This window comes from Clostridium lapidicellarium, from assembly GCF_041224415.1.
Classification (GTDB): Bacteria; Bacillota; Clostridia; order Clostridiales; family Clostridiaceae; genus Clostridium_B; species Clostridium_B lapidicellarium.
The window spans coordinates 44,782-65,430 of the sequence record NZ_JBGFFE010000009.1; the positions used below are offsets into that span (position 1 = coordinate 44,782).

The window sequence follows — 20,649 nt, forward strand, 5'->3', positions numbered from 1 at the left end:
TTACACGATCTTTATGGTTTCATTCCAATTAAGCAATATAATGAATAGATACTAAAACATATGGAGGAACAGACATGACAAATTCTTCAAAAATATTTAAAATATTATTTTACATAGCTGCCATATTGGTATTTGGTATTTTTTTATATAGCTTCAACGTCAGCCATCCCGTAACCTATAACAGACAAAACGGCAAAGCTAACATAAAATATGAAAAAGCCCAGGTACTGGAAATAAAGAATAATTCTCTAAAACAATTCAACGAGTCCAAAAATATATATTTTGGAAGCCAGCAGGTAAGATTGAAAATCCTTTCAGGGGAACACAGAGGTGAAATAAAAAATGTCACAAATTATTTAAGTGACACCCATAACGTATATTTAAAAAAAGGCATGAAGGTCATAGTGGATATAGCTACTGCCGGAAACGGCTCTTACAATGTGACAGTTTATAATTACTACAGGGCACCGGTACAGTATATATTTATTTTAATATTCTTCGCCCTGCTGTGTATAGTGGGGGGAGAAAAAGGGTTCAAATCGGTCTTGGGACTTATATTTACTCTTTGCTGCGTCATATTTTTGTTTATTCCCATGCTTTACAGGGGATACTCTCCGGTTTTATCTGCCATAATCATGATAATCATAACCAGCTGTGTTTCACTTTTTTTGCTAAATGGCAAAAGTACAAAAACACTGTCTGCAATACTTGGAACACTGGCCGGAGTTATAATCGCAGGTATAATTGAAGTTATATTCGGGCACCTTGCACATTTGACAGGTCTAAACCTAACCCAGGTGGAAAGTCTGAACATGATCTCCAATGTATCCGGCATGAAGGTGTATGGACTTTTAACGGCAGGAATTTTAATAGCTTCCCTAGGAGCTGTGATGGACATCAGCATATCCATAGCATCTTCCGTACAGGAAATATATATGTCAAATCCTAAAATCAGCAGGAAAGAATTATTTGGATCAGGATTGAATGTAGGGAAAGATATGATGGGAACCATGGCAAATACACTTATCCTGGCCTTTGCTGGAGCTTCCCTGAGTATGCTTATAATAATTTACTCCTACAATTTAAGCTATAACCAGCTCATCAATATGGATATGGTAAGTCTTGAAATAATTCAAGGACTTACGGGAAGCATGACAGTAATTTTCACAGTTCCAATAGTGTCGTTTATTTCCGCACAGATCACCACGAGATTACACAACAAATTTAATTCCATATAATATCCAAACTTGCAGTCACCCTGGTTCCCTTTCCAACTTTACTTTCAACGCTGATGGTTCCATTGTAGATATTCACAATTTGCACTGCAATAGACAATCCAAGACCGCTCCCTCCAATATCTTTGGATCTGGATTTATCCACACAGTAGAACCTGTCAAATATCTTGGGAATTTCATCCTCTGGAATTCCCACACCGGTGTCGGTTACAGATATGTTGACATATTCTCCGAATTTAACAGAGCTTATATCTATTTTCCCACGTTCCGGCGTAAATTTTATACTATTGTCTATAAATATCCTGATCAATTGTTTTACAAGTTTGTAATCTGCAATAACCTGTATATTTTTACTGCTGTGATTTGATATGATGTGTTTTTTGTCGATAATTCTAGTTTCCCCGGCAACCTCATCTACCAGTTTATCAATATAGAAAACATCTTTTTCCACCTTCTGGGATCTGTTGTCACTGCGGGCCAAAAAGAGCAGCTTTTCTACCAGATCACCCATATTGTGCGACTCGGATTTAATGGCTTCAATGGATTTGTCAAGGGCTTTTTTGTCATTTTTCCCCCACCTATCCAAAAGGTTAGCATATCCCTGGATCACTGCTATAGGCGTCCTGAGTTCATGAGAAGCATCTGAAACAAACTGAGTCTGCCTTTTAAAAGATATCTGAAGTCTGTCTATCATATTATTCAAGGTATTTGCCAGCCTTTTGAGTTCATCGTTGGGTCCCTGCATATTTATTCTTTCTTTTAAATTGTTAATGCTTATTTCGTCCGCAGTTTTTGTTATATTATCAATGGGTCTCAACATTTTTTTGCTTATTATATATCCAAGCAAAATGGATAATGCTATCCCGGCCAGATCCGCCACGGCCATGAAAAAAAGCAATATTTTCAAAAAATTATATTCATTGTCCATATCTTTGATTATCTGTACATACAATATCCCATAATTCCTGTCGGGCACCTTTGTATTTAAATAGGCAAAATGTTTTTCCCGCTTTTCCACATATCTCGCTTCTCCATATGGCCCGGAAATTCTAAAATGATAATCGAATCTGCCGGACGTATTTATCAATTTTCCATTTTTGTCCATTATTTTTATGAATATGTTTTCGTTGGGCATTATGTCAGAGAACAACCTGCTGCTGGACTTTTCATTCAGCTTCATCCTCTTCAGTATTATCTGGTTTATGTCTTCCAGACGTTTTGATGCCTGGGTATACATGTAATGTCTCACCCCATGCAGTACACAGGCATTTGATACTGCCAGCATCACAGATAGCATAAATGCAAATATTACAGTTAGTTTTACCGATATTTTAGCATTTTTTATAATATTTAAATTCATAACCTAGTCTCCCTTTATTACATATCCAACTCCCCTTACAGTGATAATTAATTTTTTTTCAAATCCATCATCAATTTTACTTCTGAGATATCTTATGAATACACTGACCACATTGGTATTATCAAAATAATCATAGCCCCAGACCTTTTCTATCAGCTGATCCCGTGTTAAAACTATATTTTTATTTTCCAAAAGAGTTTTTAAGAGATCATATTCCTTTTTGGTAAGTTCAATACGTTTTCCGTCTCTCGTAACTTCATGTGTCCTGGTGTCCATTACGAGGCCATCCACTTTATACTTATAACCCCGTGATTTCTCTCCGCTGTCTCTTCTTATAACACGTATTCTGGCCAAAAGCTCCTCTATGGCAAAGGGTTTTGTAATATAATCATTGGCTCCTATGTCCAATCCCATTACCTTATCCATCACATCATCTTTTGCAGTTATCATTATAATTGGAATTTTAGAAAATTTTCTCACCCTCCTGCACACTTCCATTCCATTCAATCCGGGCAGCATTATATCGAGGAGTACCAGATCATAATTTCCCTCCTGTATCTTTTTTAATCCTTCTCTCCCATTATACTCGACATCAGTAGTATATCCCTCGTGATCAAGCTCCATCTGCATAAACATGGACATTTTCTTTTCATCTTCTATTATAAGTATCTTATAGTTTTCCAAAAAACCACCTCAAACATCAATCATATATAAAATAATCACTTGTCATCACCGTATAAAAATTTCCTGACTTTACAATAACTGCTCTCCTCGCCTATTGTCAGCAAAATATCATTTTCTTTGAATACGGCATAGGGTCCCGGGGAAAGAATCAAATCCCTCCCTCTCCTGATGCCTATTATAGTGGCATTTGTATTTTGCCAGAACCTGCTCTCAGAGATGGTTTTGCCGACAATTTCCAGTCCCTTGTAAACCTTGAATTCAAAGGGCATAAAGGGATTGGAGTTTATAAATCTATTGGAATAATCGGTAAATTCATTTATCTTTTTCCTGATTTCCTTTTCCAATTCATTTTTCTTCTTAAACAAATCCAGGATCTCTTTTTTTGACAGATTAAGGAAATCCATATTTCTAAATTTTTTTATAAATTTTAGACAATTATCTACGGATTTTATAGTAATCCCACTTCCCTTAGCCACTTCTACTATATCCATATCATTTAAAAGAATAATGGCCTTTCTTATAGTTTCGGGCGAAACGTTATAATGGCTTGAAAGTGATGATCTCCCGTGAAGCCTGTCACCTACCGAAAGATCTCCAGTTATTATCCTGTTGGCTATATCTATAGCTATTTTTTGATATATAGGTTTTACCGCATATTCTGATTCTACTGACATATTAAATCCTATTTTTAGATAATGATTACCTAAAATAAACCTCCCCTCAAAATATTTCACTAAATCAATAAATAGTATAAATTATTATTTCCATCATGTAAATACAATCCGAAAAAATAAACTATTAATGACAAGTAACAACTTTTATGGTATGATCAAATTGTTTCTTTATCGATTTCCCTCTGCGCGGTACATGGAAATTATAAATAGAATGGAGGATATTTCGTCGTGATAGAATTCAAAAATATAACTAAATCCTTTAAAGGTAAAAAAGTATTGAAAAATATAAATCTGAAAATACCCAGCGGAGAATTAGTAGTGCTGATTGGCCCCAGCGGTTGTGGAAAAACCACTACTTTAAAAATGATAAACAAGCTCATAACTCCCACTTCCGGCGACATTTTTATAAACAATAAAAATATAAAAGAAGAGAACACCATAGAACTCAGGAGAAGAATTGGGTACGTGATTCAGCAAATCGGTCTATTTCCCCACATGACAATAGGAGAAAATATAGCACTGATACCAAAACTTCAGAAATGGCCTGAGAACAAGATAGAAAAAAGAATGAAGGAACTTATGGAAATGATAGGTATGAACTCAAGTGAATTTTTAAACAGGTATCCAGACGAGTTAAGCGGCGGCCAGCAGCAGAGAATAGGAGTAGCAAGGGCCTTTGCCATGAACCCGGACATAATACTTATGGATGAACCCTTCAGCGCCCTTGATCCCATAAGCAAAAACCAGCTTCAAGACGAACTGTTCAACCTGCAGCAGGATCTTAAAAAAACCATAGTATTTGTCACCCATGACATGGACGAGGCAATAAAACTTGGAAATAAAATATGTATAATGAAAGACGGAACCGTACTTCAATTTGACACCCCCGAGAACATATTGAAAAATCCATCCCATGGTTTTGTAGAAGAATTTATAGGTAAAAACAGAATCTGGAATAAACCTGAATTCATAAAGGCAAAGGATATAATGATAACAAATCCCGTGGTAACAAATTCAGAAAGAACTATAGTACAAGCAGTAGAAATAATGAAGACAAATAAAGTTGACAGTCTCATGATAGTGGACAAAAGTTCAACTCTCCTTGGAATAGTAACTTTAAAGGGCATACGAAAAAGCATAGATAAAACATTGAAATTGAAGAATATAATGGAAAAAAATATATTTACAGTATACGAAGAAGACAATATAGTAGATATACTCAAAGAAATAAATGATAATGACATAGGATATGTACCCGTTTTAAACAAGAATGGCAAGTTAACAGGGCTTATTACCAGAAGCAGTCTTATAACAGTACTGAGCACTCAATTTCTAGATACAGAGGAGGACAAACAATGAATTCAATCATAGGTTTTTACAATTTTATTTCAAGCAGAGCAGGTGATATTCTAAATCTCTTCCTCCAGCATGTCGAACTTACCTTTCTGTCAGTAGTTATAGCCATATTGATAGGTGTACCTCTGGGAATGCTCATAGAAAACAACAAAAAATTATCTTCATTCATAATAGGCATTGCAAATGTAATACAGGCAATTCCAAGTCTGGCCCTGCTGGGATTTCTAATCCCCGTCCTGGGCATTGGAAGCAAACCTGCCATTGTAATGGTAATTTTGTATTCTCTGCTTCCCATTATAAAAAATACTTATACCGGATTATCAAGTATAGATCCCAATATCATAGAAGCCGCAGAGGGAATGGGCATGACTGAATCTCAAATACTTAAAATAGTAAAGCTTCCCCTGGCACTTCCAATAATAATGGCGGGCATAAGAATATCTGCAGTTACGGCAGTGGGCCTTATGACCATAGCTGCATTCGTAGGTGCCGGAGGACTCGGATATATGGTATTTACAGGAGTACAGAGCATCAACAACTATATGATACTTGCAGGAGCAATACCAGCATGTATACTGGCGCTTTTAATAGATTTTATAATAGGCAAGATTGAAAAATCAGCAACCAGGAGATCTTCAGCCAGAACAAAAAAGAAAAAAATCCCATTGAAATTCAAGAGAGCTGCAGCAATAATACTCTGCATCATAATAGTATCAACTTCTATATTTTACTATAATAATACGAAAAACAAGGTAGTAGTAGGTGGAAAAAACTACACTGAACAGATTATATTGGTGGATATGGTTGGAGAACTCATTGAGAAGAACAGCAATTTAAAAGTAGATTACAAGCCCAATCTGGGTGGTACGAATATAGTATTCAACGCCTTAAAATCCGGAAATGTAGATGTAAGTGTAGAATATACAGGTACTGGGCTCATGGATGTAATGAAGCACGGTCTAATAAGTGATCCAGATAAAACATACAATACCGTAAAAGATTATTATGATAAAAACTTTAAAATAAAGTGGTTAAAGCCAATTGGTTTCAACAATACCTATGCACTGGCAGTATCCCAGGACACTTCTAAAAAATACAATTTGAACACCATATCCGATCTTGCAAAAATAAGCAACAATTTAAGATTGAGCTGCACTATGGAATTCACTTCAGGGAGGGCAGATACTTTAAAGCCTCTTGAAGAAGTATACGGTATTAATTTCAAGGAAATCAAAAGTGTAGACGGGGGACTCAGATACACCGCATTAAACCAAAAAAAAGCCGACGTGATTGATGCCTTTTCCACAGACGGACTGCTAAAGCAATTCAATTTAAAGGTGCTGAAAGATGATAAAAAAGTATTTCCACCCTATTATGCCGCACCTATAATAAGAGAGGATACTTTAGAAAAACACCCTGAACTTCAGGATATTCTGAACAGGTTAAGTGGAAAAATTGACGATAAAACCATGATGGAATTAAACTATAAAGTCGACAGTTTAGGCCAAAAACCCGACACAGTAGCTCACGAATTCCTGAAATCACAAAATCTTGTCAAGTAATTTTAAATTTGACTGGAACTGTTTCCGGCAAAATACTGATAATAATAACATTTTAACCTTCCATTATAAAGTTTTCTGTTTTTATCAGATTTTCTCCCGAAATATTTTTCAAATTTGCGATGGGCAGTTATTATGAAATAGTTCCAGTTTTTAAGCCTTGAAAACACTTTGCCCATATCTCCATAAAGTTTTTCCACTTCCCTAAGCTCCCCCAGCCTTTCCCCGTAAGGCGGGTTGCTTATTATAAATCCACAGCTTTCATCTGAGCTGAAATTCTGTACAGGCAGTTTTCGAAATGATATATAATCCTGTACTCCCGCTTTTTTAGCATTGTTTCCGGCAGTTTTAAGCACTCTTTCATCTATATCCGATGCCAAAATTCTAAATTTTTTATTATTTATGGAATTTGCTGCAAACTTTCTCAAGTCTCTCCACAGATACTGTGGAATTATGTTCCACTGTTCAGAGATAAAATTTCTATTCAGTCCCGGGGCTATGTTCTTTCCTATCAATGCGGTCTCAATGGCAATAGTTCCTGAACCACACATCGGATCTGCAAGCACCCTTGAAGGTTCCCATCCGCTCAAAAGTACCATGGCAGCTGCCAAAGTTTCCTTAATAGGTGCTTCCCCTGCATTTCTCCTGTACCCTCTCTTGTGCAACCCCTCTCCGGATGTATCCACCGTCAGAGTAACTATATCCTTCAGGATGGCAACTTCTATCCTGTACTCAACTCCATCCTCAGCAAATTTTTCCATATGATATCTGCTCTTCATGGATTCCACTATGGCTTTTTTAACTATGGACTGACAGTCAGGTACACTGTGTAATTTTGATTTTATGGATTTCCCCGTCACATGCATAAAGGCATCCTCGGGCATTAAACTCCACCAATCAACAGAAAGTGTACCTTGAAATAGTTCCTCAAAACTCTCCGCCTTGAACTCCGCCATTCTTATAAGTACCCTGTCTGCAGTCCTGAGCCATAAATTGCAGGTAACTATATCCATTTCGTCTCCGCTGAAAATAACTTTCCCATTTTCAACTTTCAAGTTTTCATACCCGAGGGACTTGAGTTCACCGGCAACCACAGACTCCAATCCAAAGGTAGATGTTGCAATCAATGTATATTCCATATTGTTCCCCCTATTCAAATATTAACTGCTGTTTCCAAAATGTTTTTACAATTATTTGAAATGTTTTTACTGCATTTACAAAATAGTGACACAATATTCATATTTATTATCTATACTCTAAAATAAGTTCTTAATTTTCAAGTCAAAATTTTTGGAGGTTTATTTTTATGAATAAAAAAGTCAAATCGATAATTGCAGCAATGGTCATAGCTGGAACTATACCAGCCCTTACACCTGTTGTATCAAAAGCAGCTGAAAACACATGTCCCAACTCTAACTTGGTAAATCAGCTGACTCTATCAAAAGACACACTGGCTAAATATAGCCAAGCTGGCAATTTGAAAATTTCCACACTGGAAAAATCAGCTGAAAACAAAAATTCTAATAATATAAATTCAAGTACTTCATCACCTGCAAAACCGGTACAAAATAATGGACAATCTTCTGATGTAAATGCGGAGGCAAGTGAAGTTATAAAACTGGTCAATGTAGAGAGAAGTAAAAATGGACTAGCTCCTCTTAAAGCCAATGCTGAATTATCAAAGGTGGCAGCAGTCAAGTCACAGGATATGGCTGACAAAAACTATTTCAGCCACACTTCGCCTACTTACGGGTCACCTTTCGACATGATGAAAAAATTTGGCATAAGCTATACAGCAGCAGGTGAAAACATAGCCTATGGCCAGAAAACTCCTGAAGAAGTAATGAATTCCTGGATGAATTCTCCAGGTCACCGGGCAAACATACTAAATTCCAATTTTACAGAAATTGGAGTGGGAATTTTTAGAAATAAAAATGGAACTCCCTATTGGGTTCAGATGTTCATAAATCCCGGCAAATAACCAAATTTCACTCAACCATTTTTTAGTATAACTGTTCACACAGTTATTAGTCAACTCCAATTTTAAAAATATGTATGGGATGGTCTGCTTGGCCATCCCTTTTAAATCATTACTGTATGCAGTTATTCAACAAGCACTAATCCATAACAATTGATCTCATCTTCCCCATTTTTATCCTTCAATACACCTATTGGAAACCCATTTGCCTTTATTGTAGCAAAAACATCTATGCCGCAAGCTTCCATGGAAGGCCTTGCTTCAGCAGGATGCCTGCAGTTTCCTATATCACATTCCTCGCACAATTTACAGGGTCCTGCACCAAATCCAAAAGCCTTATAGTATCCATCCAAAAAAATTTTTCTCTCCATCTCGACTACAATTTTGGTGGTAGAGACCAGATCCAGTTTACACTGTATAAGAAGAGCACTGCTGTAACAGTCTATTATATCCTGAGTATCACCATAAGAAGGAGCTCTGGGCGGACAGCAGTTACTCCTGTTATAGTTTTTACATCCAAACTTACATTTCATTATTGTCCATGCAGCCGTCTCTACGGTATCCGTATCAATTATCTTAGCATCATGTGCCCCAAGTTTCTTTGCCATTTCAATATATTTTTTCAAATCATCCTTCACCTGGAATCCCTCCAATTTTATAAGTACATCCTGAAACAATTATACAATAAATAAACCGGAGATTGATAATTATATCTCATTTAATGTATAATTATCAATTGTACTTGTTTTTCTATATAATAATAAAATCAGGAGGACTAACAATATGAAAAGTATATGTGTATACTGCGGTTCAAATTCTGGCATACGTAGAGAATACAGTTCAGCTGCAAGACTGCTCGGGGTGGAACTGTCCAAAGAGCATATACAGCTCGTATACGGAGGTTCCAGTTCCGGACTCATGGGTCAGGTTTCAAGTGAAGTTTTGAAAAATAGTGGAAAAGTTATTGGAATCATTCCGAAAATACTTCTTCCAAACGAGTCACCAAATCAAAACTTAACTAAAACCATCTATGTTGAAAACATGAGTGAAAGGAAGGAAACAATGTCCAGACTTTCTGACGGGTTTATAGCTCTTCCAGGAGGCCTCGGCACCTATGAAGAACTATTTGACACCATAAGCTGGGCCAGACTTGGAATTCATAAAAAACCCATAGGACTACTAAACGTAAACCAGTTTTTTGATCCTCTTTTAAAAATGATCGAAAATTCCTGTAAAGAAGGTTTTATAAACAGGCACAGTCTAAAATTTCTGCTTGTTTCAGAAAATCCTCATGAACTCATAGTCAATATGAAAATTTACGAATCCAGCCGTAACCAAATCACTTGATGATCTGGGCGATTATTCTGGCTATATATTTTGTTGAAGCTTTGGATTCATCCGTGGTATTTATCTGGGAGCCAATTTCCATAAGTATTGCATTGCCGCTCATTCCCTGGTTGAAATACCTGGTTCCATAATTATAATCCAAATTGATACCTCTTGAAAATCCGGGATACAATTTATTTGAAAGATCCACTATCTGGTTTGCCAGCCTCATATTTTCGTTAAAATGGGGATTTTTCTTAGTCATAACAAGCATGAACTTAGAAACATTTTCTCCATTTAATTTTACCGTTACAGAATTTTTATCTTCGGCATAATCCCTGTGCATATCTATTATAAGTTTAAAATCTCCATATTTTTTCAAATATTTATCCAAAGTTACGGAAGATCTTGCATAGCTTTGGGTATATCCCTGGGCATCGTGGACGGTCGTGTCATTTATTGCAGATATTCCATATTTGTTGAGCTCTGTCACCAGCTGCTGTCCCACGGCACATACATTCTTATTGTCATCAAAACTATTTGCATCCCCCGGTTTATAACTTTCCGTAGTGTGAGTGTGATAGATAAGTATATCCGGTTTCTCCACATTCATCTTTCTTTTCAAACTCGGATCGAATACATCTGCACTACCGGAAGAATTGTCTCCCCTGCTCAAATTTTTACCGTCATTCACTTTGGATATCTGTTTATCATCCAGCTTGAATTCACTTGTACCATTACCTGAAACATCCTTTCCCAGAAAAGCCACTTCTCTTCCCAATATACTGAGTGGGCTTTTGGAGTTTATATTGAATGGTTCAAGTATTAGATTTTTTAAAGAAAAATTATTTTCCGCCATATCCTCTTCATCAAAACAAGTGGCTTTAACTGCAGGCATTGCATAATTTAATATTTGCACATACATCATATTTCCCCTGACATTTTTACTGGGGTTACTGCTGGCTTCAACCAAATAGGGCAGTACAATCACAAATATCAAGCTTATAATCAAATTGAACAACTCAAATCCAGGTTTATCTTTTCTGCTAAATTTTTTATAATTCAACACATTCACTGCTTTAAACAAAAAGCAGCTTTCCCCCTTTCATAATTGAAATTCGCTGCAGATATCTATCTCTTATCCAAAACCCAATAAGCAAAAACAGTGATTGGAATTGTAAATATAAGCCCTATACTGCTCGCAAAAGTTTTTATTACATCCGAAGCAATCATGTCCTGATTTATTATATCGGCAAAACTGCTTTTACTTACCATATACCCCAATACCAAGAATACAGCACTGCTGATATAGGCCAGTATCAAAGTAGTCGTCATTGTACCTATAGTATCTCTCCCTACACTCATTCCAGCTTTTACAATATTCCTGCTTGAAATTCTCGGGTTGTTTTCTCTCAATTCATTCATGGTTGAAGCTATAGACATGCTTATGTCCATAACTGCACCTAAAGTACCAATAAGTATTGACCCAAATAAAATTCCCTTGAAGTTTAAAGTTCCCTTCAAAAGCGAGTCCATAAGCAGCTGGGCATCTTCCGTCCCAACTCCGGACACACTTGTAAAATTAATATAAATATATGCTATGGCACCTGCTATGATTACTCCACTGCTTGTTCCTAAAATTGATGCCGTTGTTTTTCTATTAAACCCGCTTACTATGATAAGGCTTATCACCGTTATGGCAATACAAACAGCAGTTGAAACAAGAATAGGGTTATACCCCTGTAAAATCAGCGGCAGAAATACTTTTACAATTATCAAACAGGTTATTGCCAGTGTTATCAGGGATTTAAAGCCCTTTATTCCCCCTATTGCAACAATTGATATCATAAAAAATACAAGCAAGTGAAATAAGTGATTTTGTCTAACCACCTGGTACACACTCGCTTCATTTATTTTTCCGCTATTATCTTCACTTATCGACAGAAATAATTCATCACCTGTTTTAAATTCTATATTATCCGGCTTTGACGGCTGGATAGTATGTATTATATCGACCTTTTCACCTCTATGCTTTCCCTCCAGAACTTCCACCTTCAACTTTTGCTGCTTTTCCATGACATTTTTCTCTTCACTATTTGCATTGCTCGAGGATCTCACATTCAAAACCTTACCTTTTACCGTATTTTCTATACTATTGTTCTCACTTTCACTTCCCCCCGCTTTTACTGGAATAGTACAAAATAAAACTATTGGAATTACGAGAAGTACTACAAACAGAAAGCATTTACGTATTTTAAACAACTTCATCACCCCTAAATTTAATGTTTATTAAATAATATTCAAGTATTTCAAAAATATAACATTGGATTTCGGTACTTGACAAAATAAGAATGTGGAAGTATCATGTGTGTAAATGCAAATCAATTGCATTTACATATGGAGGAGTGATAGAATGAAAAAATTTAATATTAAAAGTAAAGCCAATGGTTTGGAAAAATTATTGGCAATTTTTACTGTAATAATTTTCTTTTCAATCTCTTTAACAGGCTGCGGCGGTCCTTCTTCTGCCAAGTCAGAAAAAACTATACAAGCTGTAGGTGCTGAAAATGAATATGCGGATGTCATAAAACAAATTGGAGGAGAATATGTTTCCGTAACTTCAATCATGAACAATCTAAGTGCTGATCCGCATTCATATGAATCCAATACAAAGGATGCAAATGCGGTGAGCAAAGCTGAATTAATCGTTCAAAACGGCATAGGCTATGACGACTTCATGAATAAACTGGAATCTGGATCTTCAAATTCAAAGAGAACCGTAATAGATGTTGGAAAATCACTTGGCTATTCTAAAAATACACCCAATCCACATCTTTGGTATGATCCAAAAGTTATGCCCAAGGTAGCTAAACTCATCGCTGAAAATCTGGAAAAACAAAATCCAGACCAAAAAAAGTATTTCGAGGATAGATTAACTAAGTTCAATAATTCCATGAAAGGCTATACTGACGTTTTAAACGAAATAAAGAAAAATTACAGCAAAGCTGGCGTGGCAGTTACTGAACCGGTAGCTGACTATATGTTAAATGCAGCCGGAGTGGACACAAAAACTCCCTGGACATTTCAAACAGCTGTGATGAATGGAACGGATCCTTCACCGCAGGACGTTAAAATGCAGCAGGATCTACTAAAAAATAAAAAAGTCAAGGTATTTTTATACAACCAGCAGGCGGTGGATGACGCTGCAAAAAATCAATTAAAAATTGCCAGGGCAAATAAAGTCCCCGTAGTTGGGGTATATGAAACCATGCCTCCTAAACACAATTATCAGACATGGATGGAAGACGAAGCCAAGAATTTGCTTAAAGCTTTGAAAAATGGTGTTTCCACGGAGAAGATGTCATGATGAACTATGATATTCCAGAAAAGAACAAGCCTATATTATCGCTGGATAATATAGGCGTCAATTTCGGTAAAAAACAGGTTTTGAAAAACATAAATTTCTGCATATATCCCGGCGAGTTTATCGGCCTTATAGGATCAAACGGTGCCGGAAAATCTACCCTGTTAAAGGTTATTCTAGGTCTACTGCCGCCGAGCAGCGGAAATGTAAATACATTCGATAAAAACGGGAACCCCAAAAAAATTACAATTGGCTACGTGCCTCAAAAGATATATTTGGATCCTGGTATGCCCTTAAGAGGAAGAGATCTGGCAGCACTTGGACTCGACGGCAACAAGTGGGGAATACCTCTGCCAAGCAAGAAAAAAAACAATAAAGTAAATACGATGCTGGAACTTGTAGATGCAGCCAGATATGCGGATTTCCCGGTAGGCAAACTGTCAGGAGGAGAACAGCAGAGGCTGTTAATTGCACAGGCACTTTTAACGGATCCACAGCTCTTGTTATTGGATGAACCGCTGTCAAGCCTTGATATCAAAAGTTCCTATGAAATTGTGCATCTTGTCTCACAGATCTCAAACAGAAGGAAAGTTGCAGTTATTCTGGTGGCCCACGACATGAACCCGCTTTTAGGCGCAATGGATAGAGTATTGTATCTGGCCGGCAGGAGCTCAGTAATCGGAAAAGTGGATGATATATTCCGCAGTGATGTACTGAGTAAATTGTACGGATATAAAATTGAAGTACTCCATATTAATGGAAGAATTTTAGTCATTGGATCACAGAATCCCTCCGATATGAAAGGAGGAAAAGTGAAAGTTGAATAAATTGATAGAATTCATTTTTGCTCCAGGTTTTTTCCAGAGCACAGAGGTAATGAATGCGCTAACTGCAGGTGTTGTCACAGCCGCAGTATCTGGGATAGTAGGTGTATTTGTGATTCTGAGAGGTCAGTCTTTTGCAAGCCATGCCGTGTCCGACTTTGGGGGCACAGGCGCAGCCGCAGCATTTTTGCTGGGAATAAATAGCCTGTGGGGATTTATCGGCTTTGGTACTGCTGCAGCAGTATGTATGGAATTTTTAGGGAATAGATTTAAAGAACGGGATTTAGCTACGGGAATAGTACTTTCAGTAGCTCTTGGAGTTGAGGCATTATTTTTATATTTTGATACAAACCTCACAGGTAAGGCCAATGCCCCCATGACGGTATTATTTGGCTCTGTTTTCCTGGTTGATAGATTTACAATCCACATGGTAATACTCATAACAGCTATTATTATCATAATATTTTTGGCAATATACAGGCCCCTTCTAATGTGTTCCATCGACTACTCCATGGCATTTGTACGTGGAATTAAAGTTTCCATGATAAATTTCATATTCATTATTTTAATGTCACTTGTAGTTGAGGAAGACTCCATTATAGTAGGTGCCCTGCTAAGCACTGCACTGGTCATTGGCCCTGCCGCAGCAGCAATTCGCATTACCGACAACATCAAAACTGCAATGTTGATTTCAGCAGTTTTAGGTTCAGTATCCATAATATTGGGGATAATTTTATCCTATGACAGTTACCACTGGCCTCCTTTCGGACGTGGATGGCCCGTAAGTTTTTTTGTTTCAGTTATAATACTGGGCTTTTACCTTGTAGTAAGATTTTACAAAGAATTTTTAAAGCCGATAGCATCAAAACACAGAGGAGTTGTTGCACATTATGAGTGAATTTATGGTTCATGCATGGATCAGCGGAACTCTTGTGGCCATTTTATGTTCGTTCGTAGGGTTCTTCATAGTAATTAAAAGTTATTCATTTGTTGCACATGCATTACCTCAAATTGGTTTTGCAGGTGGAGCAGGTGCCATTCTTTTAAACAAAAACCCAATTTACGGTTTATCCATATTTGCCGTAATAGGTGCGCTTTTAATAGGAGCTCTCGGAAAAAAGGAACATAATGATGTCATAACAGCTCTCATATTAGTTGGGGGACTTGGATTTGGTGCACTTTTTCTTGGACTTACAAATAAATATGCAGCCGGTTCTTATGCACTATTATTTGGCCAGATACTCGGTGTCAGTACAGATCAAATTTTCAGCACTATTGTACTCACAATTGCCTGTTTGATATGTATGGCTTTTTTGTATAGACCCCTCCTGCTTGAAAGTATTTCAAAAGGTATAGCAGAATCACGGGGTATATCAGTCAAATTGATAGAAATGCTGTTTATACTGACAGTGGCCCTGGTTACTGCAGCTGCAGTCCCCGTGGTAGGTGCACTGCTGTGCTTTAGCCTGCTTATAGAGCCCACTGCCGCCAGTATATATATTACAAGCAATCCTTTTAAGGTCATGATATTGTCACTGATTTTTTCAGTATCTACAGTCTGGATCTCTCTTGTATTTGCCTACTTTTTAGGATGGCCTCTTGGATTTTTTGTATCCGTAATAGGGGCAATTATCTATGCATGTTCAAGGATAATCCATCATTTTAAATTGGCTTCTATTTCTTGACAATAATAAAATTCTAAATTATAATGGAAGATGTGTAAATGCAAATTAATTGCATTTACACATCTTTGTTTATATATTTTTAAGGAGGTAATAAAATGTTTAAAAAAAATAGGCTGCTCGTACTGGCTGCCATTTTAAGCAGTATCATGTTTATCTTTTCAGGATGTGCCAATTCAAGTGGTGGTACAACCTCAGGCAATCAAGGCAAATCAAAACCCAAGGTAGTTGTATCCTTTAATGCAATGCGGGAATTTGCTTCAGCCATCGGAAAGGACAAAATAGATATAACAACCATAATTCCAAACGGTACTGAGCCACATGATTTTGAACCTACAACAAAAGATCTCAAAGTTTTAAGCAGCGCAGACGTATTTGTATACAACGGACTTGGAATGGAATCATGGAAGGATAAAGTTATAAATTCTTCAAATAACAAAAAACTGGTTACAGTAGATGCTTCAAAAGGGATAACTCCAATTAAAAATACCAGCGCAGACGAAATAAAAGAACATGGACAATATGATCCCCATGCATGGATAAGTCTAAAAAATGCCAAAATTCAATCAAAAAACATAAAGGATGCCCTGGTTAAAGCTGATCCTTCAAATAAGAATTTTTATGAAAAAAATTACAGGGATTTTTCAAAACAGCTGGACGATCTCTACCGCGAATACAGTACAAAATTTTCCAATGTCAAGAATAAAAATTTTGTAACTGGACATGCTGCTTTTGCATATCTCTGCAGAGACTTTGGATTAAAACAAAACAGTGTCGAAGGCGTATTTGCAGAAGGAGAACCTTCTTCACAAAAACTGGCACAGCTTGTAAATTACTGCAAGCAGAACAATATAAAAACCATATTTGTGGAAGATATGGTGAGCCCCAAGGTTTCCAATACCCTGGCAAAAGAAGTGGGAGCAAAGGCAAAAAAAATATACACAATTGAAAGCAAAGAAGACAATAAAAATTACATTCAAAGCATGAAGTCAAATCTGGAAATGATTTATAATAGTTTGAAATAATATCCGGATGAAACTATGTTATAATAAAAATAAACACAGGCAGGAAGTGATTCAACCCCGATGATAAGTTTGATTGCGGCTATCAATAAAAAACGTGTAATAGGAAAAGACAACAAGTTGATATGGCACATACCGGATGATCTAAAAAGGTTTAAAAAATTAACCTCAGGTAAAACCATCATAATGGGGAGAATGACTTTTGAATCACTTCCCAAAATACTGCCCAACAGAAAACATATTGTTATAACAAGAAACAAAAATTATTTTATTCCGGACAGCAGGGCTGAAGTTGTACATAACATCAGGGACATCATAAAATATAAATATCTGCCGGAAGAGGTGTTCATAATAGGCGGAGAAAAAATCTACCGACAGATGCTTCCCTACTGCGGTAGAATGTATTTAACTCAGATAATGTCTTCTGAAAGTGGAGATACATATTTTCCGGAATTCAACACAGAAGATTATAAAATAATTAAACATGAAAAGCACCATTACAACAGCATTGAATATGACTTTTTTACCCTTGAAAGAAAATTGTTCTGATCAAATACTCTCCAGTGCCGCAAGAGCTGCCCCTATAGCACCTACTATCTGGGGTTCTTTTGGTATAAATATATTATCTCCAAGCTTTTCTTCAAGACATTTCACTATACCTACATTTTTGGCAACTCCTCCTGTCATCATATAATCTCCCTTTTTCCCGACCCTGTTTAAAAGTGAAAGTGTTTTTGCGGCAACCGCCTTATTCAACCCGTGAATTATATCCGCTATCTCCTTATTCTGTGCAACGAGTGACACGACTTCGGATTCCGCAAATACAGTACACATACTTGTTATATCGATGTCTTCCTTCCAATTCAGGGATTTTTCCCCCATCTCATCTAATGGAACCTCGAGGGTGCGGCTCATCATCTCAATAAATCTTCCGGTCCCGGCTGCACATTTGTCATTCATGGCAAAATCCACAACTTTTCCCCTGTCATCCAGTCTTATAACTTTACTGTCCTGACCTCCTATGTCAATCACAGTTCTAACCCTGTTATTCAAAAAATAAGCAGCTTTCCCATGACATGTAATTTCAGTTATTTCTCTGTCTGCAAAGGGAATGCTTACACGTCCGTATCCCGTAGAAATTATTTTGGAAAGCCTTCCCCTTTCTATGTCTAATTTTTTCAGAGCCTCTTCCATGGCTCTTTCCGCACCGCTTTGACTCTTGGCACCAGTTCGCACTATGGAATAGGAAAGTACTTTTTTATTTTTATCCATTATGACTACGTTTGTAGAAGTAGAACCGCTGTCTATACCGGCAACCAAAATATCATCTTTTATGCCGGCAGGATGATTTTTTACATGCTGTGCATTCCTTGATTTGACTGTTTCAACAAAAGCTTCAATTCTCGTTTTAACCTGCCCCTCTCCTTCTTTTGTATAATCGGTTTCTATCTTCAGCATAGGTATGGGAACCTTCTTTTTCAATACGGCATATTCAAAAGAATAGGCATCACAAAATTTAGTGGTATGATATATTATTCCATCCAAGCCCTTCAAATTTTCAGACAAAATCTCAATTCTGTCACTATTGTCAACCATTCTCATACATGGAAATGAATTCAACAAAAAAGAGGCATAGCTCAACAGAAAATCTTCGTTTTTATCAAGCACAGTTGATCTTGTGAAGTTTCCAGTACAGGTAAAATCGAAATCTACAGAAGCTCCTGCTTTTTCAATCTGCCCGAGGGTAGAATCTTTCATTCTGGATCCCATAAGTGCAATTCTGATGTCATCAGATTTTTTAGCTGTCCTGCCGCTTTTGCCTCCGCCGTTTACCAATCCTATGAATCTGTCTTCATCAAATTTTTTTCCAGTAAATTCTTCCATTGATCTTATAAATTTCAAAATCTCATTTTTCATCATCAGATCAGAAGCCCTGTTCCTTTTCCTGGGGACATCTATAAGATACACATATTTAAATTCAGCACTGTCCTTGGCCACATCATACAGCCGCTTGATACTGTCACAGCAATTTACAAGTACTAAATTGCGCAGTTCCGAATCAATGCATTCCTCAAGCACTGCTTTTGCATAAGTACATATATTGGGATGCATTAGTGTCTCGGCCTTGTCAAACCCAGAAACCTCTGGGGATATCTTTACCGCTTTCTCTCCAAAAGAATTTATAATATGAGAGGGAGTGTATTTGCATACGTAACCTATCATTTTTCCACCTTCTGTCTGCTTTTCAATATTTCCATAAATGCTTCAACCCTGGTTTCAACCTGACCTTCATGGGCGTTTCTCCTGTCAACTCCATCACCGTCTATGGATAAATAAGGTATATCCTGTCGTTTGAGGGCTTCTTTTAAAAGCATCGTGCCTCCGCTGCATTCTTTACAGCCGAAAGAACACAGGTTTATAACCCCGCTGGCATTGAAATTTCGAGCCATTTTCATTATATTCTGTATTTTTCTCTGAAATGGTCCGTTGAGCTTGTTTTTGAGAAATTTCTGGGCCAGGGCTTCAAATGGATGATTATAGTCCATTTCCTCTAAATTATCCAGGTTGTAATCACATGCAAGAAGCTGACAGTCAGCATTTAAATTAAAACGACCCTTCAATGTTTTACTGTAAAAAGGCATGATATGGCTCCAGAGTATCCTTTTCCCCCTGCAGTCGGGATATTTCTCTATATCTTCAGCCTGCATCCTGTAAAAGTCCAGTACTTCAGGCCTGCCTATCCCCAGATGCGATGTAAACAATTTGTACATTTCCAATGTAAGGGTATTTGGAAAGTACTTGTGTTCAAGTCTTTTATAAAACCTGCGCATGTAGAGTTTGGTTTCATTCTCAATTCTTATCACTTCTTTAAATTTATCCTCGTCAAACCTGGTTTTCATTATGTCCTGAATAAATTCCACTATTTCATGAAGCTGTCCCACAACATATTTTACAGTATATTCACTGTACTCATAAGGTACATCGAGATAATAATAAGGTATATTATATTTGCCTGAAATATACCTTACGGTATTCAAATTGCTGTCGCATATCATGGATGAGGTTATGGCAAATCTGGGTTTTGGTACGGCTTTTGCCTCCACAGCTCCTATAAATGCCTTGTGATAACTGCAGAGTGTATCGGAAATTCCAGATTTTTCAGCACAATCTATAAATGCATCTTCACACTGGGTGCCTGAAAGGAAGGAAGAAAAACCCTCAATCAAAAGAGGATTCATATCCATGGCATAAAGTATCTCAACAGGTGAAAATATTGTAACAAAAGCTGAATTCAGAGGATTCTTAAGAGGGGTAAGTATGAAATCAACGCATAGTTCGTTTAAATAATTGAGGGAAGGAGGAATTTTTTTATCTTTAAATCTAGAAACTAAAAATTTTTCAAAAGAAAATCCGAATTTCAACAGATTCAATGTCTTAGAAGGATTATTTATGTTTTTTTTTATATATTTTCCATATGTCTTTATCAGATCCATTTTCAAAAGCCTCTCCGCTATCTACTAATATTTTACTTACCTTTAATTATAGAATTATGTTATCATATTATATTGTAAAATGCAAAACATA

Annotated in this window: 20 protein-coding genes; 11 read left to right on the top strand and 9 right to left on the bottom strand. The window is 36.8% G+C overall.

All coding sequences use genetic code 11. The annotated features are described in order from the left end of the window. Nucleotides 1–74 precede the first annotated feature (74 nt). Nucleotides 75–1,238 carry a YibE/F family protein gene (locus AB8S09_RS07945; RefSeq protein WP_369868876.1) on the top strand — a complete coding sequence of 388 codons (1,164 nt, stop codon included), beginning with the start codon at nt 75–77 and terminating at the stop codon, nt 1,236–1,238. Here the strand turns inward: AB8S09_RS07945 and AB8S09_RS07950 are convergent. The 3 genes from AB8S09_RS07950 to AB8S09_RS07960 are packed head-to-tail and all read right to left on the bottom strand — an operon-like array spanning nt 1,225 to nt 3,953. After that, complete coding sequence (locus AB8S09_RS07950; protein ID WP_369868877.1) at nt 1,225–2,595, bottom strand: sensor histidine kinase; 1,371 nt, start codon at nt 2,593–2,595, stop codon at nt 1,225–1,227. The genes AB8S09_RS07945 and AB8S09_RS07950 overlap by 14 nt on opposite strands. A 3-nt stretch (nt 2,596–2,598) precedes the next feature. Further along, entirely contained in the window at nt 2,599–3,279 is a 681-nt protein-coding gene (locus tag AB8S09_RS07955; RefSeq protein WP_369868878.1) for a response regulator transcription factor, read from the bottom strand. Between the two features lie 35 nt (nt 3,280–3,314). Continuing rightward, nucleotides 3,315–3,953: a GntR family transcriptional regulator gene (locus AB8S09_RS07960; protein WP_294184592.1), complete on the bottom strand. Its 639-nt coding sequence runs from the start codon at nt 3,951–3,953 to the stop codon at nt 3,315–3,317. Nucleotides 3,954–4,181: 228 nt separating this feature from the next. Here AB8S09_RS07960 and AB8S09_RS07965 point away from each other — a divergent pair, with 228 nt between their 5' ends. Both AB8S09_RS07965 and AB8S09_RS07970 read left to right on the top strand, forming a co-directional pair. Continuing rightward, entirely contained in the window at nt 4,182–5,312 is a 1,131-nt protein-coding gene (locus AB8S09_RS07965; RefSeq protein ID WP_369868879.1) for a betaine/proline/choline family ABC transporter ATP-binding protein, read from the top strand. Further along, nucleotides 5,309–6,871 carry an ABC transporter permease/substrate-binding protein gene (locus AB8S09_RS07970; protein WP_369868880.1) on the top strand — a complete coding sequence of 521 codons (1,563 nt, stop codon included), beginning with the start codon at nt 5,309–5,311 and terminating at the stop codon, nt 6,869–6,871. Before AB8S09_RS07965 ends, AB8S09_RS07970 begins: the two co-directional genes overlap by 4 nt. 2 nt (nt 6,872–6,873) lie before the next feature. Here AB8S09_RS07970 and AB8S09_RS07975 read toward each other — a convergent pair whose 3' ends face one another. After that, nucleotides 6,874–8,007 carry a THUMP domain-containing class I SAM-dependent RNA methyltransferase gene (locus tag AB8S09_RS07975; RefSeq protein WP_294184586.1) on the bottom strand — a complete coding sequence of 378 codons (1,134 nt, stop codon included), beginning with the start codon at nt 8,005–8,007 and terminating at the stop codon, nt 6,874–6,876. 167 nt (nt 8,008–8,174) lie between these two features. On the opposite strand from AB8S09_RS07975, the gene AB8S09_RS07980 reads away from it, so the two are divergent. Then, nucleotides 8,175–8,849 carry a CAP domain-containing protein gene (locus AB8S09_RS07980; protein WP_294184583.1) on the top strand — a complete coding sequence of 225 codons (675 nt, stop codon included), beginning with the start codon at nt 8,175–8,177 and terminating at the stop codon, nt 8,847–8,849. Nucleotides 8,850–8,971: 122 nt separating this feature from the next. Here the strand turns inward: AB8S09_RS07980 and AB8S09_RS07985 are convergent, their stop codons facing one another. Next, nucleotides 8,972–9,484: a DUF2284 domain-containing protein gene (locus tag AB8S09_RS07985; RefSeq protein ID WP_369868881.1), complete on the bottom strand. Its 513-nt coding sequence runs from the start codon at nt 9,482–9,484 to the stop codon at nt 8,972–8,974. A 145-nt stretch (nt 9,485–9,629) separates the two neighbouring features. On the opposite strand from AB8S09_RS07985, the gene AB8S09_RS07990 reads away from it, so the two are divergent. Next, nucleotides 9,630–10,193 (top strand): LOG family protein, encoded by a 564-nt coding sequence (locus AB8S09_RS07990; protein ID WP_294184579.1) that lies wholly within the window; start codon nt 9,630–9,632, stop codon nt 10,191–10,193. On the opposite strand, the gene AB8S09_RS07995 is transcribed toward AB8S09_RS07990, so the two are convergent. Beyond that, nucleotides 10,186–11,238 carry a stage II sporulation protein P gene (locus AB8S09_RS07995; protein WP_369868908.1) on the bottom strand — a complete coding sequence of 351 codons (1,053 nt, stop codon included), beginning with the start codon at nt 11,236–11,238 and terminating at the stop codon, nt 10,186–10,188. The genes AB8S09_RS07990 and AB8S09_RS07995 overlap by 8 nt on opposite strands. Before the next feature lie 65 nt (nt 11,239–11,303). Beyond that, nucleotides 11,304–12,440 carry a YibE/F family protein gene (locus AB8S09_RS08000; protein ID WP_369868909.1) on the bottom strand — a complete coding sequence of 379 codons (1,137 nt, stop codon included), beginning with the start codon at nt 12,438–12,440 and terminating at the stop codon, nt 11,304–11,306. A 145-nt stretch (nt 12,441–12,585) separates the two neighbouring features. Between AB8S09_RS08000 and AB8S09_RS08005 the strand changes: the two genes are divergently transcribed. The 6 genes from AB8S09_RS08005 to AB8S09_RS08030 all read left to right on the top strand — a co-directional run bounded on the left by AB8S09_RS08005 (nt 12,586) and on the right by AB8S09_RS08030 (nt 17,613). Next, complete coding sequence (locus AB8S09_RS08005; RefSeq protein WP_369868882.1) at nt 12,586–13,539, top strand: metal ABC transporter solute-binding protein, Zn/Mn family; 954 nt, start codon at nt 12,586–12,588, stop codon at nt 13,537–13,539. Beyond that, a complete protein-coding gene (locus AB8S09_RS08010) occupies nt 13,536–14,363 on the top strand; it encodes a metal ABC transporter ATP-binding protein (protein WP_369868883.1) in 828 nt (275 codons plus the stop codon). The genes AB8S09_RS08005 and AB8S09_RS08010 overlap by 4 nt, the downstream gene beginning before the upstream one ends. Next, on the top strand, nt 14,356–15,258 hold the full coding sequence (locus AB8S09_RS08015) for a metal ABC transporter permease (RefSeq protein ID WP_369868884.1): 903 nt from the start codon (nt 14,356–14,358) through the stop codon (nt 15,256–15,258). Before AB8S09_RS08010 ends, AB8S09_RS08015 begins: the two co-directional genes overlap by 8 nt. Continuing rightward, nucleotides 15,251–16,045 carry a metal ABC transporter permease gene (locus tag AB8S09_RS08020; RefSeq protein WP_369868885.1) on the top strand — a complete coding sequence of 265 codons (795 nt, stop codon included), beginning with the start codon at nt 15,251–15,253 and terminating at the stop codon, nt 16,043–16,045. Before AB8S09_RS08015 ends, AB8S09_RS08020 begins: the two co-directional genes overlap by 8 nt. Before the next feature lie 95 nt (nt 16,046–16,140). Then, nucleotides 16,141–17,067: a metal ABC transporter substrate-binding protein gene (locus AB8S09_RS08025; RefSeq protein ID WP_294184563.1), complete on the top strand. Its 927-nt coding sequence runs from the start codon at nt 16,141–16,143 to the stop codon at nt 17,065–17,067. Nucleotides 17,068–17,127: 60 nt separating this feature from the next. Then, a complete protein-coding gene (locus AB8S09_RS08030) occupies nt 17,128–17,613 on the top strand; it encodes a dihydrofolate reductase (RefSeq protein WP_294184562.1) in 486 nt (161 codons plus the stop codon). On the opposite strand, the gene AB8S09_RS08035 is transcribed toward AB8S09_RS08030, so the two are convergent. Continuing rightward, a complete protein-coding gene (locus AB8S09_RS08035) occupies nt 17,614–19,287 on the bottom strand; it encodes an acyl-CoA dehydratase activase (RefSeq protein ID WP_369868886.1) in 1,674 nt (557 codons plus the stop codon). Further along, on the bottom strand, nt 19,284–20,558 hold the full coding sequence (locus AB8S09_RS08040; RefSeq protein WP_294184558.1) for a 2-hydroxyacyl-CoA dehydratase subunit D: 1,275 nt from the start codon (nt 20,556–20,558) through the stop codon (nt 19,284–19,286). Before AB8S09_RS08040 ends, AB8S09_RS08035 begins: the two co-directional genes overlap by 4 nt. Nucleotides 20,559–20,649: the final 91 nt, after the last annotated feature.

Bases quoted from the DNA above. Each gene is read 5' to 3' on its own strand.
- AB8S09_RS07945 (WP_369868876.1), top strand. From the start codon at position 75: ATGACAAATTCTTCAAAAATATTTAAAATATTATTTTACATAGCTGCC.
- AB8S09_RS07950 (WP_369868877.1), bottom strand. From the start codon at position 2,595: ATGAATTTAAATATTATAAAAAATGCTAAAATATCGGTAAAACTAACT.
- AB8S09_RS07960 (WP_294184592.1), bottom strand. From the start codon at position 3,953: ATGTCAGTAGAATCAGAATATGCGGTAAAACCTATATATCAAAAAATA.
- AB8S09_RS07970 (WP_369868880.1), top strand. From the start codon at position 5,309: ATGAATTCAATCATAGGTTTTTACAATTTTATTTCAAGCAGAGCAGGT.
- AB8S09_RS07975 (WP_294184586.1), bottom strand. From the start codon at position 8,007: ATGGAATATACATTGATTGCAACATCTACCTTTGGATTGGAGTCTGTG.
- AB8S09_RS07980 (WP_294184583.1), top strand. From the start codon at position 8,175: ATGAATAAAAAAGTCAAATCGATAATTGCAGCAATGGTCATAGCTGGA.
- AB8S09_RS07990 (WP_294184579.1), top strand. From the start codon at position 9,630: ATGAAAAGTATATGTGTATACTGCGGTTCAAATTCTGGCATACGTAGA.
- AB8S09_RS08000 (WP_369868909.1), bottom strand. From the start codon at position 12,440: ATGAAGTTGTTTAAAATACGTAAATGCTTTCTGTTTGTAGTACTTCTC.
- AB8S09_RS08005 (WP_369868882.1), top strand. From the start codon at position 12,586: ATGAAAAAATTTAATATTAAAAGTAAAGCCAATGGTTTGGAAAAATTA.
- AB8S09_RS08010 (WP_369868883.1), top strand. From the start codon at position 13,536: ATGATGAACTATGATATTCCAGAAAAGAACAAGCCTATATTATCGCTG.
- AB8S09_RS08020 (WP_369868885.1), top strand. From the start codon at position 15,251: ATGAGTGAATTTATGGTTCATGCATGGATCAGCGGAACTCTTGTGGCC.
- AB8S09_RS08025 (WP_294184563.1), top strand. From the start codon at position 16,141: ATGTTTAAAAAAAATAGGCTGCTCGTACTGGCTGCCATTTTAAGCAGT.
- AB8S09_RS08030 (WP_294184562.1), top strand. From the start codon at position 17,128: ATGATAAGTTTGATTGCGGCTATCAATAAAAAACGTGTAATAGGAAAA.
- AB8S09_RS08035 (WP_369868886.1), bottom strand. From the start codon at position 19,287: ATGATAGGTTACGTATGCAAATACACTCCCTCTCATATTATAAATTCT.
- AB8S09_RS08040 (WP_294184558.1), bottom strand. From the start codon at position 20,558: ATGGATCTGATAAAGACATATGGAAAATATATAAAAAAAAACATAAAT.